Below are 17485 nucleotides of genomic sequence, written 5' to 3'. Positions count from 1 at the left end.
AATTGTTTTCGATCTAGAACGAACTAATCAATTAAGTCTCTTGCCAGATAAGGATTTAGTCGATTTATGCCCCCCTATCAAACCATACCAAGTAACGAAGAACCATTTCTTGGGTAATTATTGCCTAACCCACCCGCTCAATAATCTTAACTTTTAATCCGATGAGGGGGGATTTTCTGCGCTTGGCGATCGAGTTTCTGGGGGAGTATCTTCTCCGATAGTTTTTTCTGGGGGCAAATCTTCCTCTGGGGGGGAATTTTCTTCCCTTTGTGATCGAGTTTCTGGGGGAGTATCTTTTTCGATATTTTCTTCTGGAGACAAGTCTTCCTCGGTAACTTCAATAATCACCGTTTCGCTAACGGCAATAGTTTCGACTTCAACAGTTGCGACAGGTTCAGTCGGGGGAATTTCTGGGGCATTTTCGGAGGGTTTGATCTCTTCCGTTGCCAAATCAAAATCATCGAAATCATCGAAATCATCGAAAGTTTCTCCATCATCAATAATTTCTTCGGCTTTTTCCCCAATTTCTGTCACTGATTCTGTAATAGTTTCCCCGATAGCTGCCGCTTTTTCGGCAACGGAGGCAACCGTTTCTTGAGCTTTTTCCGCAACTTCTGTCACTGATTCTGTAATAGTTTCCCCGATAGCTGCCGCTGTTTCGACAACGGGATCAACCGTTTCTTTAACCTTTTCTTTAACTTTTGCTGCTACTTTCTCAGGTTTAGCTTTAGTTTTAGGGGATTGAGAGGGAGTAACTTTCCCCAGACGATTGCCTAACCAACCGACAATAGTAAATAATTTAACCGGTTTGTCGGGATAAAAAAGTGCTTGTCTGAGTTTGAGAGTTTGCCAAGCAAAAGCAATAAATAATATGGCCGCGGCAGCTTGTCCGAGGAGGATAGCGCCTGTAATCCTTCCCGCGCACAACCAGAGGACAAGGGCATAGAATAATCCTACCGCACTCCAGAGAAAATCATCTTGACGGTGGCGATCGGGGGCGATAAAAGCGGTGGTGAGGAGGTAGAGACTACTTAATCCCACCACGACCGCTAGGATATAGGGCAACATTTGCGATTCTCCTTTGACATTTCCTTTTTTATTGTGCGTTATTTGGGGTCGATCGAGTCTATTTTTTGATTAATTTGGGAAATTATCGAGTCAGATAGTCTTTACCTGTGTTTATGAATAGCCAGCGTTAATATTAGGAAATTCTGGGTTTATCCTCTGCTGCTTGTGCTGATCAGATTAAACAAGCTTTCGGATCAAATGATTAAGTTTTGGTCTTTAACAAGCAAAGCAAAATTAGCAACTCTTGATCAACCCACAGACAAACTGTTATCTTTAGTAATTAGTGCCGATGGTAAATATTTAATTATTGGTAGTGCTGACAAAACTGTAAAAATCTGGCAAAATGGGTAATAGTGACACCTCAAGATAAGTAAGTAGTTATAATTAAATTGAAGATAAATTTCGCTTCTGATCCCCCCTGCCCCCCTTAATAAGGGGGGTGCCGATTCCCCCTTAGTCCCCCCTTGATCAGAGGGGTGTCTGACAACTTTTAACACCTACCTACTTAACTGCTATAATTAGAAACTCATGCCGACAATATTTTATTGGGGAGAAGATGAATTTGCTATCAACCAAGCGGTGAAAAATCTGCAAGCAAAACTTCTTGATCCCAATTGGATACAGTTTAATTATGATAAAATTAATGGTGATCGCAATGAGGCAATTATCGAGGCCCTCAATCAAGCGATGACTCCAGTTTTCGGCATGGGAAATCGTTTAGTTTGGTTAGCCGATACGGTTATTTGTCAACAATGTTCCGAGGATATTTTTAAGGAATTACAGCGCACTTTGCCCAATTTACCCGAAAATTCCTATCTGTTATTAACCAGTGCCAAAAAACCCGACTCCCGCTTAAAATCGAGTAAGTTTATCCAAAATCAGGCCGAGGTTAAAGAATTTGAACTAATTCCGCCTTGGAAAGTCGAGGAAATTGCCCAAAGAGTTAGGGAAATTGCCAAAGAAGTGGGGGTAAAATTAACCCCCGATGCGATCGAACTCTTAGCAGAATCAGTGGGAAATAACAGCCGCTTGTTGTGGATGGAGTTAGAAAAACTGCGTTTATTTAAAAATAATTCGGCGGGAACTATTGACAAAAAGGACATTTTAAGCTTAGTCAATGCCAGCAATCAAAGCAGCCTACAGTTAGCTAGTGCGATTTTAAAACGGGAGACAGGCAAGGCCCTCGAATTAGTCAATGAATTATTAAATCGTAACGAGAACCCCTTGGCTATCACCGCCACCCTAGGGGGTCAATTTCGCACTTGGGCAATAGTAAAATTAAAAATTGAAGAAGGAGAAAAAGACGAGAAAAATATCGCCGCCGCCGCCGAAATTGCCAATCCCAAGCGACTATATTTCATTCGCAAAGAGATACAATCCTTTTCTTCTAAGCAACTTCTCGCCACCTTGCCCATACTTCTGGAATTAGAATATCGTCTCAAGCGGGGTGCAGAACCTTTGGCAACTTTGCAAACAAAAATTATTGAACTTTGTTGTTTATTGGTGACTTAATACTCTTCCTTGCTGTTCAGAAATCCTCTAGAATAAGATTCTAGAGACTTCTCAAGAACCACAATGACCGATGATGCCATCCCTAGTCTAAATTTAGCCATCTCTAGTTTAGCCACGAGTAATAATTTCGCCCGTTGGGTGACGAAAGCACCCCTACCGGGGGGATATGTGCATCATGACTGTGAATGGACCGAGAGTCTAACCACGGAATGGATGGCATGGCAGGAAATGTTCTGTCTGGAAAAAATGCCGACCTTGCCGATGTTAGAGCAATTAGAGCGAAATCCCCGACCTAAACTGACTCTTTCGGGAGAAGGCGGCAGTTATGGAGGTCGATTAATGCAGAAACTAGGTATTAGTCTCTGGCAATGGTTATTTCAAGCATCAATTGGTCAAAGTTTCGCCCAAAGTCAGGGAATCGCTCTCGGCAAAAATCAGCCCCTGCGAATTCGCTTGGAATGTCGCAATCCCTATTTAATTCTGCTGCCCTGGGAAATTATGCAGCAAGCGGGTAAACAGGCTATATCTCTGCATCCGAATATACTCTTTAGCCGGACCACCAGCGATGTGGAACCACTACCACCGATAAAACCGAGTAATAGTCTCAATATTCTCTTAGTTATCGGCGAAAAACAGATTAAAACCGCCGCTAGTTCCCTCAACCTCACCGCCATTAATACCGATGGAGAAACTAATCCCGACCAGGCACTGGAATCCGAGGCCGCCAATCTCATCCGGTCTATCTCCCCTGGGGGCAGTGGTTCCCTCCAGAATTGGGGAGTGAAAGTCAAAGTCGATACCCTAATTCGACCGGGGGCCGAAGAACTGACCAAGGCCTTGGATACGGGTAAATATAAAGCTTTTTTCTACGCTGGTCACGGAATCGCCGCCCCCAATGGCGGTTCCCTATTTCTGCGGCCGGGGGAACAGCTAAACGGGACGGAGTTAGCCCAAGCTTTGGTGAGAAATCAAGTTATTTTAGCGGTTTTTAATGCCTGTTGGGGGGCTTATCCCGCTAAATCGGGTCAGGAGATGATTCCCCGCATCAGTCTGGCGGAAGTCTTGATTCACCATGGCGTTCCCGCAGTTTTGGCCATGCGAGATGCGATCGCTGATCGAGAGGCCTTGAGTTTTATCGAAATTTTTACCCGCAGCCTCCTCGGGTTCAAAGACAAAGAAGCGCAGATGTCCAAGTTGTTTCCCGGTCCGAGAGTCCCTATCGATCAGGCCGTTCGTATCGCCAGGCAGCAGTTATTAACCCTCTACAAGTACAATCAACCCGCTTGGACTTTGCCGATTCTCTATATGCACCCGGAATTCGACGGGCAATTACTGCAAACCCTTGATGAGACTCAATCACCGACGGTTATGCCCAATATCTCCGGAACCATGCCCGCCGCTTTCTTATACTATCTTGATCGTCCCGAAAGAAAATGGTCAATCCGTGGTGGTGCCATGAATATAGGACGGGACATGGAAAATGATCTACAGATTACTGAAAAATGGGTTAGTAAAAACCATTGTCGGATAATTTGCCGTAAAAATGCCGATTATCCAGACTATCAATACTTTCTCGAAGATTTCTCCCGTTTTGGTACTTTTATCTACCAAGATGGCCACTGGAAGCAGGTACATAACCAAGAAGTTCCCCTAGAGTCCGGTTTACAGATTCGCTTCGGCAGTTGCCAAGGCCAAATCCTCGCATTTGTGGTGGAATAATTAGGGTTGGCTGAAAAAGTTTGTCGTCGGGGTGGGGTGTGGGGTGTGGGGTGTGGGAAGAATAAATAGAAATAATCTCCTGTCTCCTGTCTCGGAGTCTCCTGACTCCTGCCTTCGTTAACTAAGTTTTTGCTTCCTCTTTCAGGGAATAAATTGGTTTAAACCAACCTTTGCGCCAGAAGTAGAAAATTAAGCCCCCCGCTACGGCTAACATGACTAACCAGACAAGGAAATAACTCCATTCTCCTTTTAATTCTGGCATATTCTCGAAGTTCATGCCATAGACACCAACGATAAAAGTTAAGGGAATAAAAATCGTCGAAATTACGGTTAAAAACTTCATAATTTCGTTTAATTTATTGCCCATAGTGGACATATAAACATCCATCAAACTCGCCGCTAATTCTCGATAAGCTTCGATAATTTCCAGAATTTGAATGACGTGGTCGTAGGAATCACGAAAATAAATTTGTACTTCATCGCTGACTATACCATGATGGTCACGCATCAGTAAATGTAGGACATTTCGCATCGGCCAAATTAAGCGACGCAGTGCCAATAATTCCCGACGGACATCATAGATTTCCTGCATTGTATCTCGATCGGGATTACTAATGATCATATCTTCCAACGCCTCAATCCGATCTTCGTAGTGTTCTACCACGGGAAAATAACCATCGATAATCGTGTCTAATAATAAATAGGTTAAATAATCCGCCCCCGATTTCCGTACTCGTCCCTGGGAAGTGCGAATTCGATCTCTGACTATCTCAAAACAGTCCTGTAATTCCTCCTCTTGAAAACTTAAAAGATAGCGTTTTCCTAGTACAAAACTCACCTGTTCCGTATCAAAACCGCTTTCATCTTCTTTCAGTCGCACCATCTGAGAAATCACTAACAATTGATTGTTATAGTCCTCTAACTTGGGACGCTGCGGCACATTAACCACATCTTCTAATAACAAAGGATGCAGATTAAAAATTTCTCCCACCTGTTTTAAAACCGTCTCACTCCCTAACCCTTGAATATCCATCCAAGACACGGTATTTGTGCCAATATAGGGGGCGCAAGCATTGGGAGTAATATCCACCTTGCGAACGGCGTTATCTTCATCGTAGTCAATTAAAATAATCCGCGAGGGTTTGGCATCCGGCTCGATAATTAATGTCCCTGGTTCACTACCCGGTTCATCATAAAAATAATCGAAGTAGTCTTCTTCCTCGTCTCCATCGGTATCGGGACGATTGTTGACGAATATATCGGGTTGTAGTTGGGTCATAAGCTTACAACAATCTGGCTAGTTTGGGCAATAAGAAAACAGAAAAGTTAAAAAATTTAATTTGCCTAAAGTTACTATCTATCGCCATGAGATTACATTGACATACTCCCACCGTCAAGCTACGCTGTGACGGGGGATTCTTTCCACATCGCTGTTAGAAATTCCTTGTTCAACGAGACAACTTAGATTCTCAATGTCTCCACTGAAAACCCAGAGGTCGGACTCTCCCAAGGCGTTTGGGTCAGTTTCTGTTTGCCCAACAGTACCGTTGAGATGATTTCCCAAATATTGCAACCCTTTTTTAAGAATGTTGATTGCTGCATTATGATCCCTATCTAAGACTGTTTGACAATTGGGACATTGATGAGTTCTAGTGCTTAAGGTTTTTTGAACTCTCGTCCCACAAACTGAACAATCTTGAGTCGTGAAATGTGGTGGTACAGCAACACAAACAATCCGATAAATCTTGGCAAAATAATTCAACCATTCAGTGAATTGATACCAAGAAGCATCACTAATCGACTTGGCAAGTTTACGGTTTTTGACTAAGTTTCTTACCTTTAAAGCTTCATAGACTACCAAATCATTAGACTGGACTAACGCCAAAGCGTCTTTAATTGCTTTGTCTTTACGTTGTCTTGATACTTTAAGATGAAGTCTAGCCACTTTTATCCGTTGCTTGTGATAGTTGTTAGACTGTTTCTTTCCTTTACGAAACTTTTTGGATAATCGTCGTTGTGCTTTTTTTAGTCGTTTTTCTGACTTTCTTAAATAACGTGGATTCTCTACTATTATATTGCCTTGAGCGTCGGTATAAAATTCCTTTAACCCTAAGTCAATTCCTGTTATTTGTCCCGTTGGTTTATGGTATTCTTGCCGTTCTACGTCAATCAAAAACTGGCAATAATAACCATCGGCACGTCTCACAACTCTTACCCGTTTAATCTGTTGCTCTGAATAATAAACTAAGGTTTTTTGATTACACCATAAATCAAATTCTCCTGCTTTAAAACCATCAGTGAACTTGATTTTACGTCTATCATCAGATAGTTTGTAACCCGTTAGTTTATACTCAACCGAACGGCTATGCTTTTTAAACCGAGGAAAACCCTTTTTCCCCGGTATCTTAGCATGACAATTCTGGTAAAACCTATTAATTGATTGCCAGGCTCTATCAGCAGCCGATTGACGAGCTTGAGAGTTTAATTTATTAAACCATGGTGTCTCTTTATTGTTAGCTAGTATCGCACAAAGTTTTTGAAGATCATTCCGGGTTGTCCCCTTATTGTCCATCCAATAACGAACACAAGAGTTACGCACAAACTGAGATGTTCTAATTGCTTCATCAAGTCTTTGGTATTGTTCTGGTGTCCCGTTTTTTAACTTGGCTTCTACGACTAGCATTGATTAATCCTCGACCCTGGATCAATTAAGTATAACACAGTTTACCTACAAATGGTAGAATTAAAATCGTGCTTCGCAGTCAATATCCTGGTCGGATTTCATCCCCCGCAAAGGTTGATGTCTTGTCAAAAAATTTAGCGGGGGCATTCATCCGACATTTTAGATAAACTGAAGATTGTTTACTGATTTATTCCCTCCTGATAATTGTCAACGATGAGATTAATCGGGAGAATTAGCAATATTGACGGCCAAAATTTATGGAATCCGCCTCTTTTATTCCCCGTCTAGTTATCCCCGTCGGTGATCCCGCCGGAATCGGTCCTGAAGTGGTGTTAAAAGCGATCGCCGATTCCCCAATCTCGTCCGGTTGTCAGATTACTCTAATCGGCACCAGAACGCTTCTCGAAAAAGCCTATCACGATCCCCATCTTCTTGATCGCTTTTCTCTGATCGATTTGCCCTACAATCAAGAAAAAATCGTTTGCGGGCGTGGGGATGCCCATAGTGGTGAAATTAGCTTTCTTTACCTGCAAGAAGCCATAAAACGCACCCTCAAGGGCGAATTTGACGGTATTGTCACCGGTCCGATCGCTAAATCCTGTTGGCAGTTGGCTGGTTATGATTTCCCCGGTCAAACGGAGGTTTTAGCTACCATGGCGGGAATTAACCGTTATGGGATGCTATTCGTCGCTAAATCCCCTCACACCGGCTATAACTTACGCACTCTCCTCGCCACTACCCACATCCCCCTGCGAGCAGTTCCTGATGCTCTTAACCCCGATCTGATGACCCGAAAACTAGACCTATTGATCGAGTCTTTAAAGCTAGATTTCGGCATCGATCGCCCCAAAATCGCCATATCCGGCCTTAATCCCCACAGTGGCGAAGCGGGAAAACTGGGAAGGGAAGAAAAGGACTGGTTACAGCCTTGGTTGCAGTCAATGGGACAAAAATACCCGCAAACCCAATTAATCGGCCTTGTCCCCCCCGATACCCTTTGGGTGGAACCGGGACGCGCTTGGTTTAGCGGTGCAGGGCAAACCGCCGACGCATATCTGGCATTATACCACGATCAGGGTCTAATTCCCGTGAAATTAATGGCTTTTGACTGTGCTGTTAATACTACCATCGGTTTACCTTTTGTTCGCACCTCTCCAGACCACGGGACGGCTTTTGATATCGCCGGCCTTGGCATCGCTAGGGCCCAGAGTATGCAAGCGGCGATCCAATTAGCGATCGAATTATGTCAGCAGCGGTACAACCAGAGAACTAAACTAGAGATATAGCGCTCGATAGGAGACAATTGGATATGGGTATCGCTTCAGTTAACCCTGCCACTGGCGAAATTCTCAAGACTTTTACCCCTCTAACCTCGGAGGAATTGGCGGCGAAATTGGCCCTAGCTGAGACAACTTTTCAGCAGTATCGCCAGATCCCCATCAGTCAACGAGGACAGTGGTTACGGCAAGCAGCGGATATTTTGGAACGGGATCAAGTAGCATTGGCTAAAACCATGACTCTAGAAATGGGGAAACCAATCAAATCAGCGATCGCAGAAGTCCTCAAATGTGCCTTGGTTTGTCGTTTTTATGCCGATAATGCCGCCGGTTATCTGGAAGATGTGTTGATTGCCACCGATGCTAGTCGCAGTTTTGTCCGTTATCAACCTTTAGGGGTAATTTTAGCGGTTATGCCCTGGAATTTCCCTTTATGGCAAGTATTTCGCTTTGCTGCTCCCGCTTTAATGGCGGGAAATGTCGGCCTACTCAAACACGCTTCTAATGTTCCCCAATCAGCTTTAGCGGTGGAAAGAATTTTATTAGAAGCTGGTTTTCCCGAAGGCACTTTTCAAACTCTTTTGATCGGGGCCGATCGCGTTAGTGATTTAATTAACGATGAACGGGTAAAAGCCGCCACTTTAACCGGTAGTGAACCGGCGGGGATCAGTTTAGCAGCCGCCGCAGGAAAACAGATCAAAAAGGTGGTTTTGGAGTTGGGAGGTAGTGATCCTTTTATCGTTTTAGATAGTGCCGATATCGAGGCGGCAGCGGCTACGGCAGTGACGGCAAGATTGTTAAATAATGGTCAGACTTGTATCGCTGCCAAACGGTTTATTGTTATGGAAACTGTCGCCGATCAATTTGAACAGTTATTAGTGGCTAAATTCCAAGCTTTAAAAGTTGGTGATCCCCTCGATGAAACTGTTGATATCGGTCCTTTGGCCACGCTATCGATCGTCTCGGAAATTGCCGCTCAGGTGGAAAAAACCGTCGCTATGGGTGGTAAAGTCCTTGTGGGGGGTCAACGTTTAGAGGGGAAAGGTAACTTCTATCTACCGACGATTTTAACCGATATTCCTGTCGGTTCTCCGGGGGAAAAAGAGGAATTTTTTGGACCGGTGGCTTTACTATTTCGAGTCAAAAATATCGAGGAAGCGATCGCTTTAGCTAATGATAGTCCCTTTGGTTTGGGTTCTAGTGCTTGGACGAATAACCCCGCAGAAATTGAGCGTTTAATTACCGAAATTGAGGCCGGTTGTGTGTTTATTAACGGTATGGTTAAATCCGATCCTCGTTTACCCTTTGGGGGGATTAAACGTTCCGGTTTTGGTCGGGAATTAAGTGTGGAAGGTATTCGCGAATTTGTCAACGTTAAAACTGTTTGGATTAAGTAATTCAGTTATCAGTTATCAGTTATCAGTTATCAGTTAGAAAAGCCTTATATTAACTTAATCTTTTTATAAAAATATGCCGCGTATTATTGATAATATTGAGTCCCATTTATTGCCAATTTTACGCGAAAGTTTATTAGCATCCCAACGCGCTGATTTTTGCGTGGGTTATTTTAATTTGCGCGGTTGGCAGTCCATTGATACCTATATTGATCACTTTCTCGGGGGTGATTTGTCCTGTTGTCGTCTGCTGATTGGTATGCAGCAAGCACCCCAGGAATTACTACAGCAATCCCTGTCTTTATTGAAGCGCTCAAATGATATAGATAAGGCTACTTGCGCTCGTTTAAGAAAACAAATTGTTCAGGATTTTTGCCAACAATTAACTTGGGGGAATCCTAGCAATCGAGATCAGGCAGCTTTGCAACGGTTGGCCAAACAAATTCAATCGGGTAAGTTAGTAATTCGCTTATTTTTGGGCTATAATCTCCATGCTAAATTATACCTTATTCATCGACAGGATGTCAATAACCCAACGGTGGGATTTTTGGGTAGTAGTAATCTAACTTTTGCGGGATTACAACAGCAGGGAGAATTAAATATTGATGTCCTTGACCACGATGCTTGTGCCAAATTACAAAAGTGGTTTAATGATCGTTGGTTTGATGCTTGGTGTTGGGATATATCCGAGGATATTGTCAAGGTGATTAACGAAAGTTGGGCCAGGGAAAGTCTTATTCCCCCCTATCATATCTATTTAAAAATAGCTTACCATCTTTCCTTTGAAGCGAGAGCCGGTTTAGCGGAATACAAAATTCCCCGACAGTTTGACCAAGACTTACTAGATTTTCAGAAATCGGCCATTAAAATTGCCGCTCGTTATGTGCAAAGACGCGGTGGGGTATTAATTGGCGACGTGGTGGGGTTAGGAAAAACGCGCATTGCTTCCATTCTAGCATATATTTTGCAGGAAGACTACGATTTAGAAATCTTAATTATTTGTCCGAAAAATCTCCTAACCATGTGGGAGGATTACAGCTATAAATACAAATTAAGAGCGAAAATTATCCCCTTAAGTCAGGTTATGCAGGAATTACCCAATCTGCGGCGCTATCGGGTAGTAATTATCGATGAAAGTCATAACCTACGCAATCGGGAGGGTAAACGTTATCGGGTGATACAGGAGTACATTAACACCAATGAAAGTCGCTGTATTCTCTTGACTGCGACTCCCTACAATAAAAACTATCGTGACCTGTCCAATCAACTGCGTTTATTCATTCAAGAGGATACTAATCTCGGAATTCGTCCCGAAAGACTACTAGAATCTCTGGGAGGAGAAATCGAATTTAATCGCAGATACCAATCTCCGGTCAGGTCCCTAGCAGCCTTTGAAAAAAGTGACTCTCCCGACGACTGGAGAGACTTAATGCGTCTCTATATGATTAGACGGACTCGCGGTTTTATCAAAAATAATTATGCTACAGAAGACGAACAGGGTCGTCGGTATCTAAAATTTGCTGATGGGTCGAGGGTTTATCTTCCCCAACGACAACTAAAGACAATCAAGTTTGACCTACAAGACTCGGTTTATGCGCGTTTATATTCGGAAGCAGTGGTGATAACTCTCAACGGATTGAAGTTACCCCGTTACGGATTGGGAAATTATCTAATTAAAGGATGCCAAGGGACAGGAGAGGAAGAAACCATCTTAAAAAGTCTATCCCGTGCGGGTAAAAGATTAATGGGTTTTTGTCGGACGAATTTATTTAAACGTTTGGAGAGTGGGGGGTATGCTTTCCTGCAATCCCTTGACCGTCATATTCTCCGTAACTATATTTTCCTTCATGCCATGGCCAAGAATTTACCCCTTCCCATCGGGAGTCAGGATCCAGCTTTGTTAGACACTCGTTATCTGGATGAGGATTTAGTCACTCAGGGAGAAGATGAAAGTATAGAAACCGAGGAGACTGGGGGGATAACCGGATTAGAAAAAGAGTATCAAAAAAGAGCCGAACAAGTGTATCAAAAGTATAGCGGTGATTATCGCAAGCGCTTTCAGTGGATTAACCCCGAGGTGTTTAAACCCGCATTGAAAAAAGACCTAAAATCCGATGCCTTGGCTTTAATAGCATTGTTGCAAACCTGTGGAACCTGGCAGCCGGAGACCGACGAAAAGCTAGAGAAGTTATGGCAGCTGTTAGAGGAAAATCATCCCCAAGAAAAGGTGTTAATTTTTAGCCAATTTGCCGATACAGTCAGTTATTTAGTCACTCAGTTGCAAAATCGGGGAGTGGATAAGATTGCGGGAGTGACGGGAAACTCTGCTAATCCTGCGGAAATGGTCCATCGTTTTAGTCCCCGCAGTAATTCTCAGCAAGTGGGGGAAGAAATACGAGTCTTGGTTGCGACGGATATCTTGAGTGAAGGGTTAAATTTACAGGATTGTGCCATTATCGTTAATTATGACCTACCCTGGGCAATTATTCGCCTGATTCAACGGGCCGGAAGGGTAGATAGAATCGGTCAAAAAGCAAGTCAGATTCTCTGTTATTCCTTTTTACCTGCGGAGGGAGTGGAGAGAATTATTAAACTGCGGACGAGACTATCTCAAAGACTGCGAGAGAATGCGGACGTGGTGGGGACCGATGAGGTATTTTTTGAGGAGGAGATGGATAACCAGACTTTATTAGATCTGTATCATGAAAAATCTGAGGTTATCGATGAGGAGGAGGATCAAGAAGTGGATTTAACCTCGGAAGCGTATCAAATTTGGAAAAATGCGATCGAAGTTGACCCTAGTTTAAAACATACCATAGAGACTCTGCCGCCGGTGGTTTATTCTACCCGTTGCCATAGTGGGACAGCAACCCATCCGGAGGGAGTCATGGTTTATCTAAAAACTGCCGGGGGGAATGATGCTTTAGCATGGATTGATAAGCAGGGAAATAGTGTGACTCAATCCCAATTAACTATTTTACGGTCCGCTGCCTGTCATCCCCAAACCCCGGCCATTCCCCCCCATCCCCAACACCATCAGTTAGTACAAAAAGGTACAGAATTAATTGCGGAGGAGGAAAACAACTCCGGATCTAAATTGGGACGATTGACGGGAGCAAAATTTAAGACCTATGAGCGCTTAAAAAGGTATTCTCAAGATAGTAAGGATGATCTATTTGCTCATGAGGATTTATGCAAGGCTCTCGACCAATTGTATCATTATCCCCTTAGACAGTCGGCTCTCGATCGCTTAAATCGTGGTTTAAGAACCGGCATCAGTGACCGACAATTGGCAGACTTACTGGTATCTTTATATAAAGATGACCGTCTCTGTATTGTTCACCCACAAGAATCCACCCAAGAACCTCAGATTATTTGTTCCCTGGGTCTATTTCAACCTTCTTAAGTCCCCCTTATCAAGGGGGATTTAGGGGGATCTAACCAATTCAAGTCCCCCAATTCAAGGGGGATTTAGGGGTATCTAACCAATTCAAGTCCCCCAATTCAAGGGGGATTTAGGGGGATCTAACCTTATCAAGTCCCCCTTATCAAGGGGGATTTAGGGGGATCTAACCTTATCAAGTCCCCCTTATCAAGGGGGATTTAGGGGGATCTAACCTTATCAAGTCCCCCTTATCAAGGGGGATTTAGGGGGATCTAACCTTATCAAGTCCCCCTTATCAAGGGGGATTTAGGGGGATCTAACCTTATCAAGTCCCCCTTATCAAGGGGGATTTAGGGGGATCTAACCTTATCAAGTCCCCCTTATCAAGGGGGATTTAGGGGGATCTAACCCAATTCAAGTCCCCCTTATCAAGGGGGATTTAGGGGGATCAAACCAATTCAAGTCCCCCTTATCAAGGGGGATTTAGGGGGATCTAACCAATTCAAGTCCCCCTTATCAAGGGGGATTTAGGAGGATCTAACCAATTCAAGTCCCCCTTATCAAGGGGGATTTAGGGGGATCTAACCAATTCAAGTCCCCCTTATCAAGGGGGATTTAGGGGGATCTAACCTTATCAAGTCCCCCTTATCAAGGGGGATTTAGGGGGATCTAACCAATTCAAGTCCCCCTTATCAAGGGGGATTTAGGGGGATCAAACCTTTTGACTCCTAACCCTAACAACAATTTTTAATTTTTCCAAGAGGTCTAATATGTCCCTCAACTTCTCCCGGACTCGTGACTTATTATCTAACTTCCAATTTGGGGAACTGTTTATCGAGGAATTGGGATGGTCTCATCCTCGCGCAAAAAAAACTGTTAGTATCACCGTTGACAATCAAGAATATCCCTGTCAACGAATTGCGGAAGTGTCCGGAGTAGCAGTATTAGAGGTGACAACTACCGATATACCCGATGCGAAACTTCGTCGGGACATTCACCAGCAAGTTATCGAAAGAATTGCCGAAAATCTGCTAATTTTCGTCGATGGGGGACGGACACGCAGTTTATGGTACTGGGTAAAAAGAGAGGGAAGTAAAAGTTATATCCGTGACCATCTTTATATAAAAGGACAACCGGGAGATTTATTTCTCGGTAAACTAGCGGAATTAGTCCTCGATATCACCGATTTTGAAGATGGGGAACCCTCCGTGGTGGAGGTGGCCCATCGCTTACAAAAAGGTTTCGATATCGAAAAGATTACCAAGAAATTTTATCAGGAATTTCAGCGAGAGCATTTACAGTTCCTCCCCTTTATCCAAGGAATTGATCGAGAAAGCGATCGAAAATGGTACACTTCGGTTATTCTCAATCGTTTAATGTTCGTCTATTTCCTGCAGCGCAAGGGATTTATCGATAACGACTTCAACTATCTGCAAAACCAATTACAAGCAAGTCAACGACGCGGGAAAAATTTATTTTATCGTCAGTTTCTGCAAACCCTCTTTTTCCAAGCATTCGCTCAACCGGAATCCCAACGAGATGAGACAGTAACTGCATTGGTGGGAAAAGTCAAATATCTTAACGGAGGATTATTTCTCCAACATCCCCTCGAAAATCTTTATCAAAACATTTGTATTGATGACCAAGCATTTGAGAATATCCTCGATTTATTCTCCCGTTACTCTTGGAACCTTGACGACACTCCGGGGGGAAGCGATGACGAAATTAACCCCGATGTTTTGGGATATATCTTTGAAAAGTACATCAACCAAAAAGCTTTCGGTGCTTACTATACCCGTCCGGAGATTACTGAATATCTCTGTGATAGGACGATTAATAAATGGATTGTCGAGAGAAGTAATCAACATTATCCCCGCAAACAATTTGCCAGTATTTCTGAACTACTAATTAATCTCGATTCTCCCCTCTGTCAGCTTCTGATTGAAGATATTCTTCCCCAGCTTTCTATTTTAGACCCTGCCTGTGGTTCCGGTGCTTTTTTAGTGGCTGCGATGAAGACATTAATCGGAATTTATAGCGCGGTGATTGGGACAATTGAACTACGGGGAGACAGTAAATTAAAACAGTGGTTAACAGAGGTAAGAAAATCCCATCCCTCCCTCGGATATTACATCAAAAAAAGAATTATTTCCGATAATCTCTACGGTGTCGATATCATGGAGGAAGCGACGGAAATCGCGAAACTGCGTTTATTTCTCGCTTTAGTTGCTGCCGCACAATCGGTGACAGAATTGGAACCCTTACCGAATATTGATTTTAATATCATGTCGGGAAATTCCCTCATCGGTTTAATTCGCGTGGACGAAAAAAGTTTTAATCTCATGGGAGAGGAAAACATTCTGCAAACCCTCACCGCGCAAAATTATCAGGCAATTCTCGCAGAAAAAAATCGTAGTATTGAATTATACAAAGAACACGCTTTTCGGTTGGGAGAAGTAGAGGGAACCCCCCAAGAAAACCGTCTCCAGATGTTACGCAACCACATCGAGGATGTCAACCGCGAATCGGTGCAGAAATTAAACCAAATTCTCTTAGATGAGTTTAGCGGTAAGTTGTCAATTAAGTACGAATCCGCACAATTAACGGGAAAAGCAAAGAAACGTTTATTAACTCTCTCTGATATGCAATCCCTGAAACCCTTCCACTGGGGTTATCACTTCGATAAACTGATTACAGAAAAAGGTGGTTTTGATGTGATTATCACCAATCCCCCTTGGGAAGTCTTTCAAACCGATGAAAAGGAATTTTTTCAGCAGTATGATAGTTTAATTCAGAAAAACAAACTTGATATAAAATCATGGAACAAACAGCGAGATAAACTTTTAGAGAATCCAGAAATCCAAAAAGCTTGGTTAGAATATTGTAGTGGTTATCCCCATGTTAGTGCTTATTTTAAAAAGTCCGAACAATATCGAAATCAAAATTCTGTAATTAACGGCAAAAGTGCTTCAAGGAAAATTAATCTTTATTGTTTATTTACAGAACAATGTTTTAATCTACTCCATCCCCAGGGAGAATGTGGAATAGTTGTTCCCAGTGGAATTTATACCGATTTAGGAACCAAACAACTGCGAGAAATGTTATTTTCTCAGACAAATGTGACAGGATTATTTTGTTTTGAAAATCGTAAAACAATTTTTGAAGGTGTAGATAGTCGCTTTAAGTTTGTCATTCTAACTTTTGAGAAAAATAAACAAACTCTTTCCTTTCCTGTGGAGTTTATGCGTCACGATGTTGAGGAATTACAACGTTTTCCCCATAAAGATAGTTTAGTAATTAGCGTCGATTTAATCCGCAAACTATCCCCCGATTCCCTCTCGGTAATGGAATTTAAACAAGATATAGATATTCATATCGCTGAAAAAATGTCTCGTTTTCCCATGCTAGGAGAAACCCTTCCCGATACATGGAATCTCAAGTTAACATCAGAATTTAACATGACTACTGATAGTTATTTATTTAAAACTGAACCCGCAGAAGGAAGACTACCTCTCTACGAAGGAAAAATGATTCATCAATTCACCCATCGGTATGCTTTACCGAAATACTGGTTAGATGAAAAGGAAGCAAGACAAGCTTTATTAAAACGCGGTGAAGTCGATAAAGGTCAAATCTTGGACTATCAAACCTATCGTTTAGGATTTCGTGATGTTGCTAGAAATACGGATATTAGAACTATGATAGCTACAATTTTACCTCCTAATTCATTTTGTGGCAATACAATAAGTTTAGAAAAAAATGAGAAGCAAGTAGCTATAAGTTTAAAAGAAAAATGTTATCTATTATCCATTTTTAATAGTTTTGTTTTTGATAGAAGTATCCGAGATAAAGTTACATCTCATTTATCATTCTTTTATGTTTATCAGAACCCTATCCCCCGACTAAAAGAGGGAGATAAATACTTTCAGGAAATAGTAGAAAATGCGGCAAAATTGATTTGTACTACAGAAGAATTTGAGCAATTAGCGAAAGAAGTGGGGATAGGTTCCCATAAAAATGGAGTAACAGAAGAAGCAGAAAGAATCGAAATTAGAGCGAAATTAGATGCAATAGTTGCCCACTTGTATGAATTAACCCCAACAGAATTTCAACATATATTAACTACCTTTCCCCTCGTCCCCGAAAGCGTCAAAATTGCCACCCTCAAAGCTTACCAAACCCTGTAGGGGAATTAGGAAGTGGGGAAATTGAACTAAAACCCCATAAACCCCAAAACCTGTCCCTTGACTGGAAAATAGAAGCTAAAATAACGCCAATTCTTCAATCAGAATAAATCCCTTGAGTACAGGCTACATATCAGGAGAGTCACTCTTGCAAGTGGAGTGACTCTTAAATTATTACAGATGTATCAGCAGCCGCGTGTAAGCATCCCACCGAAAAACTAATGCGCGGGGGGTTTGGGGGCGGCGCCACGCCCCCAACGGGG

Annotated in this window: 10 protein-coding genes; 7 read left to right on the top strand and 3 right to left on the bottom strand. The window is 42.6% G+C overall.

All coding sequences use genetic code 11. The features are described from left to right. Positions 1-153 precede the first annotated feature (153 nt). Positions 154-1068, bottom strand: a complete 915-nt coding sequence (locus H6G40_RS13280; RefSeq protein ID WP_069474317.1) for a Ycf66 family protein — start codon at positions 1066-1068, stop codon at positions 154-156. Positions 1069-1266: 198 nt separating this feature from the next. Between H6G40_RS13280 and H6G40_RS13275 the strand changes: the two genes are divergently transcribed. The 3 genes from H6G40_RS13275 (at position 1267) to H6G40_RS13265 (ending at position 4299) form a co-directional block, all read left to right on the top strand. Further along, positions 1267-1419: a WD40 repeat domain-containing protein gene (locus H6G40_RS13275; RefSeq protein ID WP_199309417.1), complete on the top strand. Its 153-nt coding sequence runs from the start codon at positions 1267-1269 to the stop codon at positions 1417-1419. Positions 1420-1596: 177 nt separating this feature from the next. Next, on the top strand, positions 1597-2580 hold the full coding sequence (gene holA / locus H6G40_RS13270; RefSeq protein ID WP_002738836.1) for a DNA polymerase III subunit delta: 984 nt from the start codon (positions 1597-1599) through the stop codon (positions 2578-2580). A 63-nt stretch (positions 2581-2643) separates the two neighbouring features. Next, entirely contained in the window at positions 2644-4299 is a 1656-nt protein-coding gene (locus H6G40_RS13265) for a CHAT domain-containing protein (protein ID WP_190537808.1), read from the top strand. Between the two features lie 121 nt (positions 4300-4420). On the opposite strand, the gene corA is transcribed toward H6G40_RS13265, so the two are convergent. Both corA and H6G40_RS13255 read right to left on the bottom strand, forming a co-directional pair. Next, the gene (gene corA / locus H6G40_RS13260; RefSeq protein ID WP_002739000.1) at positions 4421-5578 is read right to left on the bottom strand and encodes a magnesium/cobalt transporter CorA; all 1158 of its coding nucleotides are present in this window, start codon (positions 5576-5578) and stop codon (positions 4421-4423) included. Between the two features lie 114 nt (positions 5579-5692). Next, entirely contained in the window at positions 5693-6982 is a 1290-nt protein-coding gene (locus tag H6G40_RS13255) for an RNA-guided endonuclease InsQ/TnpB family protein (RefSeq protein ID WP_069474315.1), read from the bottom strand. Between the two features lie 257 nt (positions 6983-7239). Between H6G40_RS13255 and pdxA the strand changes: the two genes are divergently transcribed. From pdxA to H6G40_RS13235, 4 genes are all read left to right on the top strand, one after another. Beyond that, a complete protein-coding gene (gene pdxA / locus H6G40_RS13250; protein ID WP_069474314.1) occupies positions 7240-8268 on the top strand; it encodes a 4-hydroxythreonine-4-phosphate dehydrogenase PdxA in 1029 nt (342 codons plus the stop codon). A 23-nt stretch (positions 8269-8291) separates the two neighbouring features. Next, complete coding sequence (locus H6G40_RS13245) at positions 8292-9656, top strand: NAD-dependent succinate-semialdehyde dehydrogenase (RefSeq protein WP_069474313.1); 1365 nt, start codon at positions 8292-8294, stop codon at positions 9654-9656. Between the two features lie 73 nt (positions 9657-9729). Next, on the top strand, positions 9730-13059 hold the full coding sequence (locus tag H6G40_RS13240) for a helicase-related protein (RefSeq protein ID WP_069474312.1): 3330 nt from the start codon (positions 9730-9732) through the stop codon (positions 13057-13059). Positions 13060-13808: 749 nt separating this feature from the next. Continuing rightward, positions 13809-17225, top strand: coding sequence for an Eco57I restriction-modification methylase domain-containing protein (locus H6G40_RS13235; protein ID WP_069474311.1), 3417 nt, complete (start codon positions 13809-13811; stop codon positions 17223-17225). The last annotated feature ends 260 nt before the right edge of the window (positions 17226-17485 follow it).

This window comes from Microcystis viridis FACHB-1342, assembly GCF_014698335.1.
GTDB classification, from domain to species: domain Bacteria; phylum Cyanobacteriota; class Cyanobacteriia; order Cyanobacteriales; family Microcystaceae; genus Microcystis; species Microcystis ichthyoblabe_A.
The sequence above is the reverse complement of the archived record's forward strand: the minus strand, read 5'-3'. Positions and strand labels throughout refer to the sequence as shown.